Source organism: Pseudomonas sp. AIG, from assembly GCF_977020205.1.
In genome coordinates this window covers 35828-51624 of the sequence record NZ_CDROCK010000056.1, presented here as the reverse complement: position 1 = coordinate 51624, position 15797 = coordinate 35828, and the positions used below count along the sequence as shown (strand labels likewise).

General features: G+C 59.6%; 15 protein-coding genes. 7 read left to right on the top strand and 8 right to left on the bottom strand.

The features are described 5' to 3' along the window. Positions 1–2058 (bottom strand): AsmA family protein (locus ACWR1S_RS25810; protein WP_454565455.1); only part of this gene is annotated, 2058 nt, incomplete at its 3' end. 384 nt (positions 2059–2442) lie between these two features. Between ACWR1S_RS25810 and ACWR1S_RS25805 the strand changes: the two genes are divergently transcribed. The 7 genes from ACWR1S_RS25805 to ACWR1S_RS25775 all read left to right on the top strand — a co-directional run bounded on the left by ACWR1S_RS25805 (position 2443) and on the right by ACWR1S_RS25775 (position 7712). Beyond that, complete coding sequence (locus ACWR1S_RS25805; RefSeq protein ID WP_454565454.1) at positions 2443–2910, top strand: hypothetical protein; 468 nt, start codon at positions 2443–2445, stop codon at positions 2908–2910. A gap of 155 nt (positions 2911–3065) precedes the next feature. Next, positions 3066–3698 carry a TetR family transcriptional regulator gene (locus ACWR1S_RS25800; RefSeq protein ID WP_077570695.1) on the top strand — a complete coding sequence of 211 codons (633 nt, stop codon included), beginning with the start codon at positions 3066–3068 and terminating at the stop codon, positions 3696–3698. A gap of 300 nt (positions 3699–3998) precedes the next feature. Continuing rightward, on the top strand, positions 3999–4499 hold the full coding sequence (gene ureE / locus ACWR1S_RS25795) for an urease accessory protein UreE (RefSeq protein WP_454565453.1): 501 nt from the start codon (positions 3999–4001) through the stop codon (positions 4497–4499). Then, the gene (locus ACWR1S_RS25790) at positions 4496–5170 is read left to right on the top strand and encodes an urease accessory protein UreF (protein WP_454565452.1); all 675 of its coding nucleotides are present in this window, start codon (positions 4496–4498) and stop codon (positions 5168–5170) included. The genes ureE and ACWR1S_RS25790 overlap by 4 nt, the downstream gene beginning before the upstream one ends. An 11-nt stretch (positions 5171–5181) precedes the next feature. Beyond that, positions 5182–5796, top strand: a complete 615-nt coding sequence (gene ureG, locus ACWR1S_RS25785; protein ID WP_007915910.1) for an urease accessory protein UreG — start codon at positions 5182–5184, stop codon at positions 5794–5796. A 27-nt stretch (positions 5797–5823) separates the two neighbouring features. After that, a complete protein-coding gene (locus ACWR1S_RS25780; protein WP_454565451.1) occupies positions 5824–6396 on the top strand; it encodes a HupE/UreJ family protein in 573 nt (190 codons plus the stop codon). Between the two features lie 182 nt (positions 6397–6578). Further along, positions 6579–7712 carry an AGE family epimerase/isomerase gene (locus ACWR1S_RS25775; RefSeq protein WP_454565450.1) on the top strand — a complete coding sequence of 378 codons (1134 nt, stop codon included), beginning with the start codon at positions 6579–6581 and terminating at the stop codon, positions 7710–7712. Between the two features lie 95 nt (positions 7713–7807). Here the strand turns inward: ACWR1S_RS25775 and ACWR1S_RS25770 are convergent, their stop codons facing one another. From ACWR1S_RS25770 to ACWR1S_RS25740, 7 genes are all read right to left on the bottom strand, one after another. After that, entirely contained in the window at positions 7808–8713 is a 906-nt protein-coding gene (locus tag ACWR1S_RS25770) for a cation diffusion facilitator family transporter (protein ID WP_454565449.1), read from the bottom strand. Between the two features lie 175 nt (positions 8714–8888). Continuing rightward, the gene (locus ACWR1S_RS25765; RefSeq protein WP_007915905.1) at positions 8889–9653 is read right to left on the bottom strand and encodes an SDR family oxidoreductase; all 765 of its coding nucleotides are present in this window, start codon (positions 9651–9653) and stop codon (positions 8889–8891) included. Positions 9654–10492: 839 nt separating this feature from the next. Next, positions 10493–11209: an ABC transporter ATP-binding protein gene (locus ACWR1S_RS25760; RefSeq protein ID WP_077570681.1), complete on the bottom strand. Its 717-nt coding sequence runs from the start codon at positions 11207–11209 to the stop codon at positions 10493–10495. Further along, entirely contained in the window at positions 11206–12078 is an 873-nt protein-coding gene (locus ACWR1S_RS25755) for an ABC transporter ATP-binding protein (RefSeq protein WP_034151617.1), read from the bottom strand. The genes ACWR1S_RS25760 and ACWR1S_RS25755 overlap by 4 nt, the downstream gene beginning before the upstream one ends. Then, a complete protein-coding gene (livM, locus tag ACWR1S_RS25750; RefSeq protein WP_454565448.1) occupies positions 12075–13376 on the bottom strand; it encodes a high-affinity branched-chain amino acid ABC transporter permease LivM in 1302 nt (433 codons plus the stop codon). The genes ACWR1S_RS25755 and livM overlap by 4 nt, the downstream gene beginning before the upstream one ends. A 3-nt stretch (positions 13377–13379) precedes the next feature. Then, entirely contained in the window at positions 13380–14294 is a 915-nt protein-coding gene (locus ACWR1S_RS25745; protein WP_008078282.1) for an ABC transporter permease subunit, read from the bottom strand. A gap of 241 nt (positions 14295–14535) precedes the next feature. Then, complete coding sequence (locus ACWR1S_RS25740; protein ID WP_454565447.1) at positions 14536–15669, bottom strand: ABC transporter substrate-binding protein; 1134 nt, start codon at positions 15667–15669, stop codon at positions 14536–14538. Positions 15670–15797 lie beyond the last annotated feature (128 nt).

Below are 15797 nucleotides of genomic sequence, written 5' to 3'. Positions count from 1 at the left end.
CGTGACGGGCCCCTTGCCCCCTTTCATCTGCCCCAGCAAGGGCCCACCCTGATTCGGCTCACCGCCACTCGGTGCCACCAGCGCCAACAGCCCCGCCGCCGGCGCGGCGATCACACCCAGCGCAACCATCCCCGCCCCGCGCAACATCAGCGGCACAGCCTTCACGCCCGCGTCCGGTTTGATGAACTTGCCGCGCACATACAGCGGCGAACGCAGGGAAATCAAACGCCAGCCCTTGGATTCCGGCGTCACCGTCAGATCCAGTTGCTCGGTGGCCATGTTCGCCGTGCCGTCGATATAGATGATCGCGTTCTCGGTATCGAAGACAAACAGCTGCGTGGTCGCCAGACCGCTCTTGATGTCGAAGTCCGCTGCCGCGCAGTTGATCTTCACTTCCTTGTCGCCAAAGATCTTGCCGACGACATAGTTACCGACGTTGAGCCCGGCCAACTCCATCAGCTCGCGACTGATTGCGCCGTCGTTGATCAACATTTTCAACTTGCCGTTGGCGCCGCCCAGCAGCTTGGCCACCGAGTTGCCGCGACCGCTGATATCGGCGTCGCCATTGAGTTCACCGAAACTGGTCTTCATGGGTTCAAACGTCGGGAACAACTCTTTCAGCTTGAAGCGGCGCGCAGTCAGTTTGGCGCGACCTTCCAGCGGTTCGGTGCGACCGTTGAGGCGGATCTGTGCATCAAGATTGCCGCCAGCGACGCCGAAGCGCAGTGGCTCCAGGCTGAGCTCACCGTCGTTGAGTTTCAGGTGGGTATAGAGGTCGTTGAACGGCAGTTTCTCGCTGTGGACGATGCGTTTGCCAGTGAACTCGACGTCAGCGTCCATCGCACGCCAACGGTCGGTCTTGAACTCTTCCACCGGCAGGACCCTGTCGGCCGGTTGCTTGCTCTCGCCACCGCGAGCCTTCTGCTTGTCATTGGAGTCGGCGCCGATCAAGGGTGCGAGGTCAGCGAACAACAGTTGATTGGAGAGCAATGCGCCGCTGAGTTTTGGCCGTGGCTGGCTGGCGACGTAGGTCAGATCGCCATGGATATCACTGCTGCCGATCTTGCCGTTGAACTGCTCGTAGGTGAATTTCGCCCCGGCCTCGTCATGCAGTTTGGCGATCAAGTGACCGTCGGTGGAGTACGGCGGGGTGTCCGGAAGGGTCACGCCGGTCAGCGGATAGAGATTGCCAAGGCTGGCGCCGGCCAGTTTCAGGCGCAGATCGAGGGCGCCGAGGTTCAGCGGATCGGTCAACGTGCCGGCCAGTTCGATGCTGGTGTCGCCGATCTTCGCCTGGGCCTGCAAAGGGAATGGCTTGCGCGCGTCCTGCAAGGCGAGCAGACCGCCAATCTTGCCTTGGCCGGTAAGTCTCTGGCCGTGGTATTGGCCTTTGACCTTCAAGGCAAACGCATAATCCTGCGGTGCACCGCCCTTGTCCTGCGCGGTTTTCGCCGCTTTGGCACCAACGATGTCGCTGTAGGGAATCGGCTTGCCCAGCGGATCGATCAGCACATCGAGATTGGTTTTCAGGGTCTGATCATCAAGGGTTACGTGGCCCTTGTCGAAACCGATGGCGCCGATGTCGACCACCCAGTTCGACGGTTCGGCATTCGGGTCTTTCGGATCGAATTTGAACGTCCAGTTGGCGCGGCCATCGGCCAGACGCTGCAACTCGGCATTGGGTTCGGTCAGGTCGATGCGCGGAATCACCACCCGTTGCGCCAGCAGCGCCAGCGGCGAGATGCGCAGTTCAACGCGTTTGAGCGTGACCATCTGCGGTTTCTTCGACCAGTCCGGGTTGCCCAGGCTCAAGTCCTCGGCGACCACGTGCGGCCACGGCACCCAGGCGCGCCAGCCACCCTCGTCCGGCTCGCGCTGCCAGATCACCGCGAGGTTGCCATTGATGGCAAACGGTCGGTGCAGTTCTTCCGAGACTTTGGCGTTGAGCGGCGGTTTGATCCGGTTCCAGTCGAAGAACACGATGATCAACACCAGCACAGCCAGTAGCAGCACGAGGATGGCGAAGGTCCAGCTGAAGATTTTTCCAGTGCGCGTCATGCACAAAGCTCCTGATCACGACCGCACGCAAAGACTGCGGCGCACGGCTGAAACGGCGGGCCAAAGCGGCCCTCATGAAATCTACGACTGGCAAACCAGCCGCAGGTTTAATCGAAAGGCCGATTAATACGCAAAAAGCCGCGCGAAATCTGACCAATCAGTCGAACAGTGTTACCGCGCCCGCACTTTTGCGAGGCGCGAGTGAGTCGGAAATACCCACCCCGGTGCAAAACCGTCGCCCGCAAAGCCGCGATCTAGAGCCTCCCGGCAGAACAATCAATTCTGTTGATTATTACCATTGCGTTTATGAACTTTTATATCGACTTATCGAGAGTAGCATTGCCCTCGTACCCACTTTATCGCCCTCCCAAGGAGCAACCCATCATGAAACGCCAATTACTGCTCAGCCTTACCCTGTCGATGCTAGCCAGCACTGCTTTCGCCCTGCCCGCTGCCGATCAGGCTACTCCGCAAGTAAAATCCAGCCATTCCGTATTCAGCCAGACCGTAGCGGCTGACGGTGGCGACCGCACTCCACAAGGTCAGACTCTGGCTGAAGGCGGCCGTGATCGTCTGGAAGAGAAAGGTCTGGTGCAAGACGGCTACGACAAGACTCCACAAGGTCAAACCCTTGCCTCCGATGGTAGTGATCGCACGCCACAAGGCCAGACCCTCGCTTCCGATGGTAGCGACCGTACTCCACAAGGCCAGACCCTCGCAGCTGACGGCGGCGACCGCACCCCACAAGGCCAGACCCTCGCATCTGATGGCGGCGACCGCACTCCACAAGGCCAGACCCTTGCCGAAGGTGGTGGTGACCGTGTGATCGAACGCAACAGTGCCTTGAGCTAAGCCCATGGCGGCCTCGAAAAAAAGCCCAATCACCGGATTGGGCTTTTGACTTTTCCGGCCCGATAAAATCTTCCGCTGCATGCCCTCCCGTTCGACGCCGACAAAGCCGATTTGCTAGAGTGCGGCGCTTGTCCTGCCAAAGAACACACCCTGCGATGCTGCCCCGCGCCGAACAGAAACAACAGACCCGCAACGCCTTGATGGACGCTGCTCGCCACCTGATGGAAAGCGGCCGAGGATTCGGCAGCCTGAGCCTGCGCGAAGTCACCAAAACCGCCGGGATCGTGCCCACCGGTTTCTACCGGCATTTTGCCGATATGGATGAGCTGGGCCTGGTGCTGGTCAGCGAAGTCGGCCAGACCTTCCGCGAAACCATCCGTTTGGTACGGCACAACGAATTCGTCATGGGCGGCATTATTGATGCCTCGGTGCGAATCTTCCTCGATGTGGTCAGCGCCAATCGCTCGCAATTCCTGTTTCTCGCCCGTGAGCAGTACGGCGGTTCGCTGCCGGTGCGTCAGGCAATCGGCCGGTTGCGCGAGAACATCAGTTCCGACCTGGCTGCCGACCTGACAATGATGCCCAAGCTTCAGCATCTGGACGCCGAGGGCTTGAGCGTGATGGCAGATCTGATCGTCAAATCGGTATTCGCCACCCTCCCCGACATCATCGACCCGCCCGCCGAAGCCCTGCCGGAGCATCTGACGCCACAGGCGAAGATCACCCAGCAACTGCGTTTTATTTTTATCGGTCTCAAGCATTGGCAAGGCCTGGGCAGTACCGAGTAACAACCTCTTCCTTACTGATACATCCGGTCCACTGTAGGAGTGAGCCTGCTCGCGATAGCGGTTTATCAGCTACATATTTGCTGACTGACACTCCGCTATCGCGAGCAGGCTCACTCCTACAAAGGTGCGCCGTCACGGCCTCCATTTGGTGCATTAAAAAACCTTCACGCACCAAAACCTTCCATATTCCCGCAACATCTTGAAACATCCACTACGCTCCGACAGGGATTTCCTACATCTCGTCCGATTGGCAAGGCCCTTGCTCTACCCAGAGTATTGTCCATAGCTGGAAGCTTTCCGATGCTGGTGATTCACCGCAGAATCGACCCTCAACCCGTCTGGGCCGCCGAGTTGCAATTGACCTTCGAAGCGCGGAGCAAAAGCCGTTTGCGCTGTTTCAGTGCCGAAGGCGAAGACGTCGGGTTGTTTTTGGAGCGCGGTCAGTCGCCGCTGTATGACGGCGAATGCCTACAAGCTGAAGACGGCCGTATCGTCCGCGTCTGCGCCCGCCCCGAACAGCTGCTGCACGTCACTTGCGCCAATGCCTTCGAACTGACCCGCGCTGCTTATCACCTGGGTAATCGCCACGTCGCCCTGCAGGTTGGCGATGGCTGGCTGCGCCTGCTCGACGATTACGTGCTCAAAGCGATGCTCGAGCAACTGGGCGCGCAAGTTGAAGCCATCGAAGCGCCATTCCAGCCTGAGCACGGTGCCTACGGCGGCGGGCATCATCATTCACGCCACGGCGACGAAGACTTCAACTACGCACCGAAACTCCATCAGTTCGGCGTACGCCTGTGAATCCGGCCTGGGCGCTGCTGCGCCTGGCCAGTCCGCAACTGCCGATTGGCGGCTACAGCTATTCGCAAGGTCTGGAGATGGCGGTGGATAACGGCCGCGTGAACAACCCGGACAGCGCCCGGCGTTGGATCAGTGATCAGTTGCTGCTCAATCTCGCCCGCTTCGAGGCGCCACTGCTGCTCGCCCATTGCCAGGCAGCCGCCGATGAACAATGGCTGGAGTTGCTGAACCTCTGCGAAAGCCATCGCGCCAGCCGCGAGACTCGCGAACTGCATCTGGAGAGCCGGCAGATGGGCTATTCGTTGCAGCAACTGCTCAGCGGTTTGCCTGAACTCGACGCGCCCGCCCGCGACTTTCTTGATCAATGCACTGAACCGCATTTGGCTCTGTGCTGGGCGTTGGCCGCTCGCTCGTGGGGCATCAACCCGCAGGACGCCCTCGCCGCATGGCTGTGGAGCTGGCTGGAAAACCAGCTCGCCGTGCTGATGAAAACCCTGCCGCTGGGCCAGCAAGCCGCGCAGCGCCTGACCAGCGAATTGCTGCCGTTACTGCAACAGGCGCAGCAGGACGCGACCCGAATCAACCCCGAACACATCGGCAGCGCCGCGTTCGGCCTGTCCTTGGCGTGCATGGCCCACGAGCGCCAGTACAGCCGCCTCTTTCGCTCCTAGGAGAAATATTAATGAACACACAACCCCTGCGCGTCGGCATCGGCGGCCCGGTCGGCTCCGGCAAAACCGCGTTGACCCTGGCCCTGTGCCTGGCCCTGCGCGAGCGCTACAACCTCGCCGTGGTCACCAACGATATTTACACCCGCGAAGACGCCGATTTTCTCGTGCGCAACGAAGCCCTCGCGCCGGAGCGGATCATCGGCGTGGAAACCGGTGGCTGCCCGCACACGGCGATCCGCGAAGACGCCTCGATCAACCTCGAAGCAGTGGATCAACTGAACCGCCGTTTTCCGGGACTCGACCTGATTCTGGTGGAGTCCGGCGGTGACAACCTCTCGGCGACTTTCAGCCCGGAGCTGTCCGACCTGACCATTTACGTGATCGACGTTTCGGCCGGCGACAAGCTGCCGCGCAAGGGCGGACCGGGGATCTGCAAGTCCGACTTGCTGGTGATCAACAAGATCGACCTTGCGCCGCTGGTAGGCGCTTCGCTGGAGATGATGGACAGCGACACCAAACGCATGCGCAACGGCAAGCCGTTCGTTTTCAGCAACCAGAAAACCGGTCAGGGCCTTGAGCAAATCATCGCCTTCATCGAACGCCAGGGCCTGCTGACTGCAGCCTGAATTACTGATCAACAAGGAAGCTTATCCATGACACTCAAACGTATTCTTGGCGCTGTGGCGCTGCTGCTGACACCGGCACTGGCCTTCGCGCATCCGGGGCATGGCGACAGTGGCTTGATCGCCGGCATCAGCCACCCGATCGGCGGCCTCGACCATTTGCTGGCAATGGTGGCTGTTGGCTTGTGGGCGGCGCAGCAGCACGGCGCGGCGCGTTGGGCGCTGCCGTGCACGTTTGTCGGCACCATGCTGATCGGCGGCCTGCTCGGTTTTGAAGGGCTGGAATTGCCGGCACTGGAAAGCGGGATTGCCGCGTCGGTGCTGGCGTTGGGGCTGGCGGTAGCGCTGGCGGTGCGTCCGCCGTTGGTCATGGCGGTGGTGGCGACGGCGGTGTTTGCGTTGTTCCATGGTGTGGCGCATGGCTTGGAGCTGCCGGAGATGAGCAGTCCTTGGGCGTATGCGGCGGGTTTCGTGGCCGCGACGGCTGCGCTGCATGCGGCGGGTTATGCCGTGGTGCGTTTGCTGCCTCAGGCGGCTGCACCGTTGGTACGCCTTGCAGGTGCGGCTTCGGCGGCGACTGGCGTTTGGTTACTCGCAGGCTAGTTTTTATTGTCTGAACTGGCCCCTTCGCGAGCAAGCTCGCTCCCACATTGGATTTGTGGCATACACAAAACCTGTGGGAGCGAGCTTGCTCGCGAAGGCGGCCGATCAGACGCCGCATCTCTGATGCCGGTCTCTCTGCTACCATGTCGCGCAATCGCCCCAGCCCGTGACGACGTCCGCCCATGCCCCACGCTTCCCGCTCCACCTCCCTGCCCGAATTGACCGCCCTGTTCGCCGCTGTGCAGCAGCACTTCGTCAATGTGATCGTGCCCCTCTGGCAAGGCCCGGGCTGGAACGCCGACATGGCGCTGCCCTACGAGGCGCTGGACGCCGCGCATCAGCCGCTGCCACCGCAGCGCTATCGGGCGATGGCCTGTGCGCGGCAGCTGTATCTGTTTTCCAGTCTGATCGGGGTTGTGGATAACGCTGAAGTCCGCGCCGCGGCGCTGTTCCGCTCGCTGCAACGGTACTTTCATGATGCCGAGCATGGCGGCTGGTTCTACAGCATCGATGCGCAGGGCAAGCCGCTGGATCAGCGCAAGGACCTCTACACCCACGCCTTCATCCTGTTCGCCTGCGCGCATTACTGGGCAAAGTCCGGCGATCCGCTGGTCGAGTCGACGCTGAACGCGGCGCTGGAAATCATTGGCCGACGCTTTGCGACCGGCGATGGCTTGTACGAAGCCTGTCTGGAACGCGACTGGATCACCCTGCAAACCGGTCCGCTGCAGAATCCGTTGATGCATCTGGCCGAAGCGTTCCTCGCCACCCTCGCCGTTCGCGAAGATGCCCAGACGCAGAGGGCATTGCTGGAGTTATGCACAGCCATGCACAAGCAGTTCGTCGACCCGCAGTATGGCGTGTTGATGGAAAAACCGCTCGGCGCTGTGGATAACTGGTATGAGCCGGGGCATCAGTTCGAATGGTATTTCCTGCTCGAATCGTCAGCGTTGCTGCGCGGTTCGAAACTGCATGCGGCGCTGGATCGGGCGTTTGCCTTCACCGAGCAATACGGTGTGGTGCAGTCATCCGGCGCGGTTCGGGCGATGCTCGATCTGGAAACGAATGGACGCCCGCGCGACTCGACTCAGCGGATCTGGGCTCAAGCGGAATATCTGCGCGCGCTGACCTTGCGTCAGGGCAGTGAAGCGGTGGTACTGCGCCAGTTGCAGGCGTTGCAGCAGCGGTTTCTGCATGCGGGTGGCTGGCATGAGTGTCGGGATGAATTGGGCGAGGTGAGTCGCAAGGACATGCCTTCGACTACGCCGTATCACTTGGCGACTTGCTACCACGGTCTGGCTGAATATCTTCGCTGATTTATAGATCGCTTTCGCGAGCAGGCTCACTCCTACAGGGGAACGCATTCCAAATGTAGGAGTGAGCCTGCTCGCGATTAGCCGTTATGCGGTCGTTAGGCGATCCACTTCTTGTCGCCGGTAAAGCTGATGGTCAACCAGCGCGCCGCATCCGGCTTGCCCAGCTTCGCCGAAATCTTTTCGCGCAACGCATCCAGCTGTCCGACATTGCTCAACGCATAATCCGCCGGCAACACCACATGAATCTCGATAAACCGTGCCCGCCCGTGCTTCTGCACGTACGACACGTAATCGTCGAAACCATGCTCGGTTTTCGCTGCATCCATTACCTGGCGCACCTGATCATCCAGCGTGTCCGGGGCGATCCCCAGCACATCGCGTAAGGCCGGGCCAAGGATCTTGAACGCCGGCGGCAACATGGTCAGCGCCAGCACGATCAGGATCAACGGGTCGACATACACCGCCCACTGGCCATAGCCCTGAGACTTGAGCAGCAGCGCCGCGAGGAAACTGATCAGCAGGCCCACGGACAGCATCGCGTCCACCAGCCAACTGATGTTGTCGAACTGGATCAGGCTGGATTTGAGCTTGCGATTACGTTGGCGCACGTAGAAGAAGTAGGCGAACTCGACCACGGTAAACACCGCCGCATAAATGATCACCAGTCCCAACTCGATGTCGCGGCCACCGTTGATGATGCCGAACACGCCGTTGAGGAACGCGTAGATCGCGATCAACATCAGGAAGCTGCCTTCGATCAGCAGCACCATCGGCTCCAGATGCCAGAAACCGAACTGGAAACGGTGGTTGCTTTGCTTGGCGATCAGCTTGGCGGTGATCAGCATCAGGACTTTGATGAACGTTGCGATCAGCGAGAAAAAACCATCGAACAGGATGGATTGCGAACCTGAAACAAAACCGGTGACGATCCCGGCAATCGCCACCGCCAACATCAGAATGGTCGATTGTTTGAGCAGTGCCTGCTCACCTCGGTTACTCACTTTGACTCCTCGAAAAACCTTGAAAACCGCGGGGTGCGGTTGGGTTGTTGCGAGGGGAGTTTACCTTATCGGGATTTATTGCCTGTGACGGCCCCTTCGCGAGCAAGCTCGCTCCCACATGAGACCGCGATCAAATGTGGGAGCGAGCCTGCTCGCGAATGGCTTCAGCGCGGTCTTAAGCCTTGTTCCGCTCAATGGCAAAACCAGCCCAGGTCTGGCTCACCGGCATCAACTCGAGGCTGTTGATATTGATGTGCGCCGGCGCATTCATCACCCAGAAAATCGTCTCGGCGATGTCCTGCGGCTGGATCGGCTCAGCCCCAGCGTAAGTCGCGTTGTAACGCTCCTGATCGCCTGCGAAACGCACCAGCGAGAACTCGCTTTCGCACAGCCCCGGCTCGATGTTGCTGACCCGCACACCGGTGCCCTGCAAGTCGCAACGCAGATTCAGCGAGAACTGTTTAACGAACGCTTTGGTCGCGCCATACACATGGCTGCCCGGATACGGGTAGTTGCCGGCAATGGAGCCAAGGTTGACGATGCCAGCGCCACGACCATGGGCGATCAGGCGCGGCAGCAGCAGACGGGTTGCGTACATCAGGCCTTTGACGTTGGTGTCGACCATGGTGTCCCAATCGTCCAGATCGCACTTCGGCGCCGGGTCCACGCCCAGCGCCAGACCCGCGTTGTTGATCAGGCCACGCAGCTTGGCGAACGATGGCGGCAAGTTGGCAATCGCCTCCTCCATCGCCTTGCGATCACGCACATCGAGGACCAGACCGTGCACTTCGGTCTGTTTCGACAATTCGGCGCACAACGCATTGAGGCGTTCTTCACGACGGCCGGTCAGCACCAGTTTCCAGCCAGCCTCGGCAAAACGGCGGGCACAGGCTTCACCAAATCCGGACGTCGCGCCGGTGATAAACAGGGTGTTGGACATCGTGTTCTCCTTGCTTCGGCCGCCGAGGCAGCCCTTGGAATAGAAAATCAGCAGGCAGCATGCCCGGCCCGGCACTCACGGGCAACTGCTACAAAGTGTACAAAAAACAACCATCCCTGCCGACGCCATAGCCACCGTGGCCTGTAGCCATGTGCACGCATGTTATCCACAGTCCCTTCCACAGTTTCCGGGGGCAAGTACAATCGCGCAAAGCCGCGCCACACAAGGCTTTGCGGGCGAAATAGAAAGTTTTTTGCTTGACCCTGAAGTGGCGGATGTGCGGGACATGGCATTTTGCACGACGGTGCAGTCATCACAGTGATTGCGCGAGGCCAGTAATTACGGTGCTCAGCGCAGTCTTTCCAGAGTTTAATCACAGACTTATCCACAGGCTTGTTCAGCCGGAATGGCCGCTGAGGCATCACCCAGAAAAAGGTTGACAACGACGTCTTCCGCTCCCGTAAAAACGCTTGATCAAAAAACAACCACACACTTGCAAGCCACGGTTTACAAGGCGTACAGCCAGATACACCCACGTTATTCACAGCCGGCTCCACAGTAACCGGGGACAAGTCAAAACTGTGGAAAAACAGCCATTTGCAGCGTCTATATGTCGCGCTTTGGCAGCTATGGGAATTTGTTTTCCACAATTCTGAAATCCGGCGCAGATCAACTGTAGGAGTGAGCCTGCTCGCGATAGCGGTATATCAGTCACCGGTGATGGCGAATGGGAAACCGCGATCGCGAGCAGGCTCACTCCTACAGGGGTTTGCGGTGAATTTGAGATATAAAAAAGCCCCAGGACTCGCGTCGCCGGGGCTGTGCATAACGTCGCGGAATCAGTGCCCGCCCAGATAGGCGTTACGCACCTCCTCATTCACCAGCAACTCTTTACCCGTGCCGGTCAGGCGAATCTCGCCGTTGACCATCACATACGCGCGGTCCGACAGCTTCAGCGCATGATTGGCGTTCTGCTCGACAAGGAAAATGGTCATGCCGGTTTTCGCCAATTCGCGCAGGGTCGCGAAGATCTGCTTCACCACAATCGGCGCCAACCCGAGGCTAGGCTCATCGAGCAGCAACAGCTTCGGCCGACTCATCAACGCGCGAGCTATGGCGAGCATCTGCTGCTCACCGCCGGACATGGTCATCGCCCGCTGCGTGCGCCGCTCTTCCAGGCGTGGAAACAGCGTAAACATGCGCTGCATGTCCTCCTTGGCATACTTATCGCCAATCGGGATGGTGCCCATCAGCAGGTTTTCCTCGACGGTCATGTCGGGGAACACCCGCCGCCCTTCCGGTGACTGCGCAATGCCGTTGGAGGCGATGTAGTGCGAGGACTTGTGGGTAATGTCGACGCCTTGATAAAGAATCTGCCCGCCCGCCGCCCGTGGCTGGCCGAAGATCGACATCAACAGCGTTGACTTGCCCGCGCCATTGGAGCCGATCAGGCTGACGGTTTCCCCTTCATTGATCTGCAGCGAAACACCTTTGAGCGCCTGGATCGGTCCGTAGAACACGTCGAGGTCTTTGAGTTCGAGGATCGGTTGGGTCATACCAGTTCCTCTTCATCGGCGCCCAAGTAGGCGGCGATCACTTTCGGGTCATTACGGATGGCTTCAGGCCCGCCCTCAGCGATGACGATGCCGTGGTCCAGCACCACAATGTGGTCGGAAATGCTCATAACCATGCCCATGTCGTGTTCGATCAGCACCACGGTCAGATCGTGCTCGTCGCGCAGCAGCCGGATCATCGCGCTCAGCGCTTCGGTTTCCTGAGGGTTGAGGCCGGCGGCCGGTTCGTCGAGGCAGATGATCTGCGGCCGCGTGCACATGGCCCGGGCGATCTCCAGACGGCGCTGTTGGCCGTACGAGAGCTCACCGGCGAGACGGTTGGCGCAGTCCACCAGATCGACCACTTCCAGCCAGTAGAACGCGACATCCAGCGCGTCGCTCTCCGCCTTGCGGTAGCCCTTGGTGTTGAGGATGCCGGCGAGCATGTTGCGGTTGACCCACATGTGCTGGGCCACCAGCAGATTTTCCAGCACCGACATTTCCTTGAACAGGCGAATGTTCTGGAATGTCCGCGCCAGCCCCGCTCGGTTCACCAGATGCGTACCGCCGAACATCTTGTAATACAGACGGCTGAGGAAAGATTTCGGTGAGACGAAGTCGGTCGGCTTGAACGACTCGCCCAGCAACTGGATGACGTTGGTCTGCTGGCCGCGCACATTGAGTTCGATCTTGCCGCCCGAGGCCTTGTAGAACCCGGTCAGGCAGTTGAACACCGTGGTCTTGCCAGCGCCGTTGGGGCCGATCAGGGCGAAGATCGAGTTGCGTTTGACCTTCAGGCTGACATCACTCAAGGCCTTGATGCCACCGAAATGCATCATCAGTTTTTCAACAGAGAGTACGACTTCACTCATGGCGCAGTCCTCTCATAGTGAATGGCACCTTTGCGTGGAGTGACCCCGGTGCGGCTGATGCGGATCAGCCCGCGTGGTCGCCAGATCATCATCAACACCATCAGGATGCCGAACAGCAGCACGCGGTATTCAGCGAAGCCGCGCAGCAATTCCGGGGCGACGGTCAGCACGAAGGCTGCAATCACCACACCGATGGTCGAGCCCATGCCGCCGAGTACGACGATGGCGAGGATCAGCGCCGATTCGAAAAAGGTGAACGAGGTCGGGTTGACGAAGCCTTGGTAGGTGGCGAAGAACACCCCGGCGAGACCGGCCGTCGATGCACCGATGGTGAATGCCGAGAGCTTGACCAACACGTGGTTGAGGCCCATCGAACGGCAGGCGATTTCATCTTCGCGCAGGGCTTCCCAGGCGCGGCCCACCGGCATCTTCACCAGACGATGCTTGATGTACAGCACGGCCAGCACCACGAGGAACAACACCGCGTAGATGAAGTAGTACTTCACGTCCGGGTTATAGGCGATGCCGAAGAACTCATGAAACGGCACCCCGCCATCCTTCGCCCGTTTGCCGAACTCCAGACCGAAGAACGTCGGCAGCGGTGCCGGCATACCGTTCGGGCCGCCCGTCAGCGACAACCAGTTGTTGAGGATCAGGCGAATGATTTCACCGAAGCCCAGGGTCACGATCGCCAGATAGTCGCCATGCAGACGCAGCACCGGGAAACCGAGGATGCACCCGGCAAGGCCCGCCGTAATCGCTGCCAACGGCAGCACGGTCCAGAAGCCCAGGCCGAGGTACTGATAACCGAGCGCCAGACCGTAGGCGCCGATGGCGTAGAACGCCACATAACCGAGGTCGAGCAGACCGGCCAGACCGACCACGATGTTCAGCCCGAGCCCCAGCAACACGTAGATCAACCCAAGGATGACCACGCCCAACAGGTAAGAGTTGGAGACAAACGGCACGATCACGGCCAGCACAATCAGCAGCGGGATGATCCAGCGCAGTGAGGATTTGTGATCGGCCGGCAGCACATGCACACCGGAACCGGTGCTCTCGAATCCGTCGAGAATTTTCAGACCCTTGGGCGTTTGCAGGAACAGGCTGAGGGCAAAGCGGCCGATCATGACAACGCCGATGATCCAGGCCACGCGGGTCGGTTCGAGGTTGAAGCTGTAACCCTCGAGCACGACGCCGACAATCGGCCCGAAAACAATCAGGGCAATCAGGCCGGCCAGAATCGCCTCAACCAGGCTTTTTTTGACATCAATGCTTTTTTTGGTGGTTGAAGACATCGCTTACACCTTCGACACAAGAGGACGGCCCAACAGGCCCTGCGGCCGGAAGACCAGAACAAGTACGAGCAGCGAGAAGCTGAACACGTCTTTGTAGTCGGAGTTGACCAGACCGGAGAACAGCGACTCGGAGATGCCGAGGATGATCCCGCCCAGCATCGCGCCCGGCAGCGAACCAATCCCGCCGAGTACCGCTGCGGTGAAGGCTTTGATGCCGATGACGAAACCGGCGTAGAAGTCGAACGTGCCGTAGTTCATGGTGATCAGCACGCCGGCCAATGCCGCCATGGCTGCACCGATGATGAACACGTAGGAGATAACGCGGTCGGTGTTGATCCCCAGGATCGAGGCCATCTTGCGGTCTTGCTGAGTGGCGCGGCACATGCGGCCGAGCTTGGTGTACTTGATTACGTAGGTGAGCAGCCCCATGCCGACGAACGCGGCCACCAGGATGAAAATCTTGGTGTAGGTGAGCTGAACGAAGCCAGTGCCGATGTCGACGCGCCAGGCGCCGGTCAGCAGCGTCGGAACACCCTGTTGGCGGGCACCCTGGCTGATCTGGGCATAGTTTTGCAGGATCAGGGAAATACCGATGGCGCTGATCAGCGGTGCCAGTCGGGTGGAGTTGCGCAGGGGTTTGTAAGCGACTCGTTCAATGACCCAGCCATACACCGCCGTGACGACGATGGTGAAGATCAGAGTGCCGAGCATCAGCAGCGGGAAGGATTCGATACCGAAGTAAGCCAGCAGAGCCAGACTGATTGCCGCCAGGTAAGCGGAAATCATGTAAACCTCGCCGTGGGCGAAGTTGATCATGCCGATGATGCCGTAGACCATTGTGTAGCCGATGGCGATCAGGCCATAGACCGACCCGAGGGTCAGGCCGTTGACCAGTTGCTGCAGGAAAATACCATCCATAACGCAATCTCACGCAGTGAGAACCTGCACACCGGTGATGTGCGGTTCTTCTAGGAAAAATACAGATTTACGTCGGAGCAATGTCAGCCACGATCAGAACGACCACCCCGGCCCCTTGTGGGAGCGAGCTTGCTCGCGAAAGCGGTGTATCAGCTACCAGTGACGGCGACTGACACCCCGTATTCGCGAGCAAGCTCGCTCCCACAGGGGATCGGTGGGGGTTAACTGATCGCGTCAGCCCTTACTTCTGTTTTTCCAGCTGGTGATATTTGCCAGTCGCGTCCCACTGGTACACCACGTAGTCGGAGACTTTCAGGTCGCCCTTCTTGTCCCAGGCTTTCTCACCCATGACGGTTTTCACCGGATTGGCCTTCAGCCACTCGGCAGCTTTCTCGCCACTGTTGGACTTGGCGCCGTTGAAAGCGGCTGCCAGGGTCTGAACAGAAGCGTAGGCGTACAGGGTGTAGCCTTCTGGTTCGGTGCCGGCCTTGCGGAAGGCATCCACGACGGTTTTACTTTCCGGCAGCAGCCGTGGGTCGGCGCCGAAGGTCATCAGCACGCCGTCAACGTATTGCGGGCCGCCAGCGGTGGTCACCAGTTCGTCGGTGACGATGCCGTCGTCGGACATGAACTTGACGTCTTTCAGGCCTTCGGTACGCAGTTGTTTGACCAGTGGACCGGCTTCCGGGTGCAGACCGCCGAAGTAGACGACATCGGCGCCAGCCGCGCGGATCTTGGTGACCACGGCGCTGAAGTCTTTCTCGCCACGGGTCAGGCCTTCGTACAGCACTGGCTTCACGCCGCGCTTCTCAAGCTGAGCCTTGGTGGCATCCGCCAGGCCTTGGCCGTAGGTGTCCTTGTCGTGCAGCACGGCAACCTTTTTGCCCTTGAGCACGTCGACAATGTAGTCGCCGGCGACGATGCCTTGCTGGTCGTCACGCCCGCACATACGGAACATGGCGCTGAGGCCGCGCTCGGTTACTTGCGGGTTGGTGGAACCCGGAGTGATCGCGATCACACCGGCTTCGTCGTAGATTTCCGAGGCTGGAATGGTGGAAGAAGAGCAGAAGTGACCGACCACGCCAGCGACTTTCTGGTTGACCAGGTCCTTGGCGACCGTCACGGCCTGCTTCGGTTCGCAGGTGTCATCGCCTTTGACCAGAACGATTTTCTCCCCGTTAACGCCACCTGCCGCGTTGACCGCGTCAGCCGCTGCCTGTGCACCCTTCATGTACTGCTCGCCAAATGCCGCGTTGGCGCCCGTCATTGGACCCGCTACACCGATTTTCACATCAGCTTGAGCAAACGCAGAAACACCCAACGCAGTAGCCACTGCGAGGGCCAGAAAGCCTTTCTTGTAAAACGTCTGGGACATGAGGTGGTGCTCCAAGGTTTTTTTTAGTTGGCACTGCGACTTCACTTCACTGAATGCTCTGAGCAAGGGCCGTGCCATCGGTTTTTTATTCTTCAAAAAGTCGCTGCTTTCTTGTTATTTCGACTGTT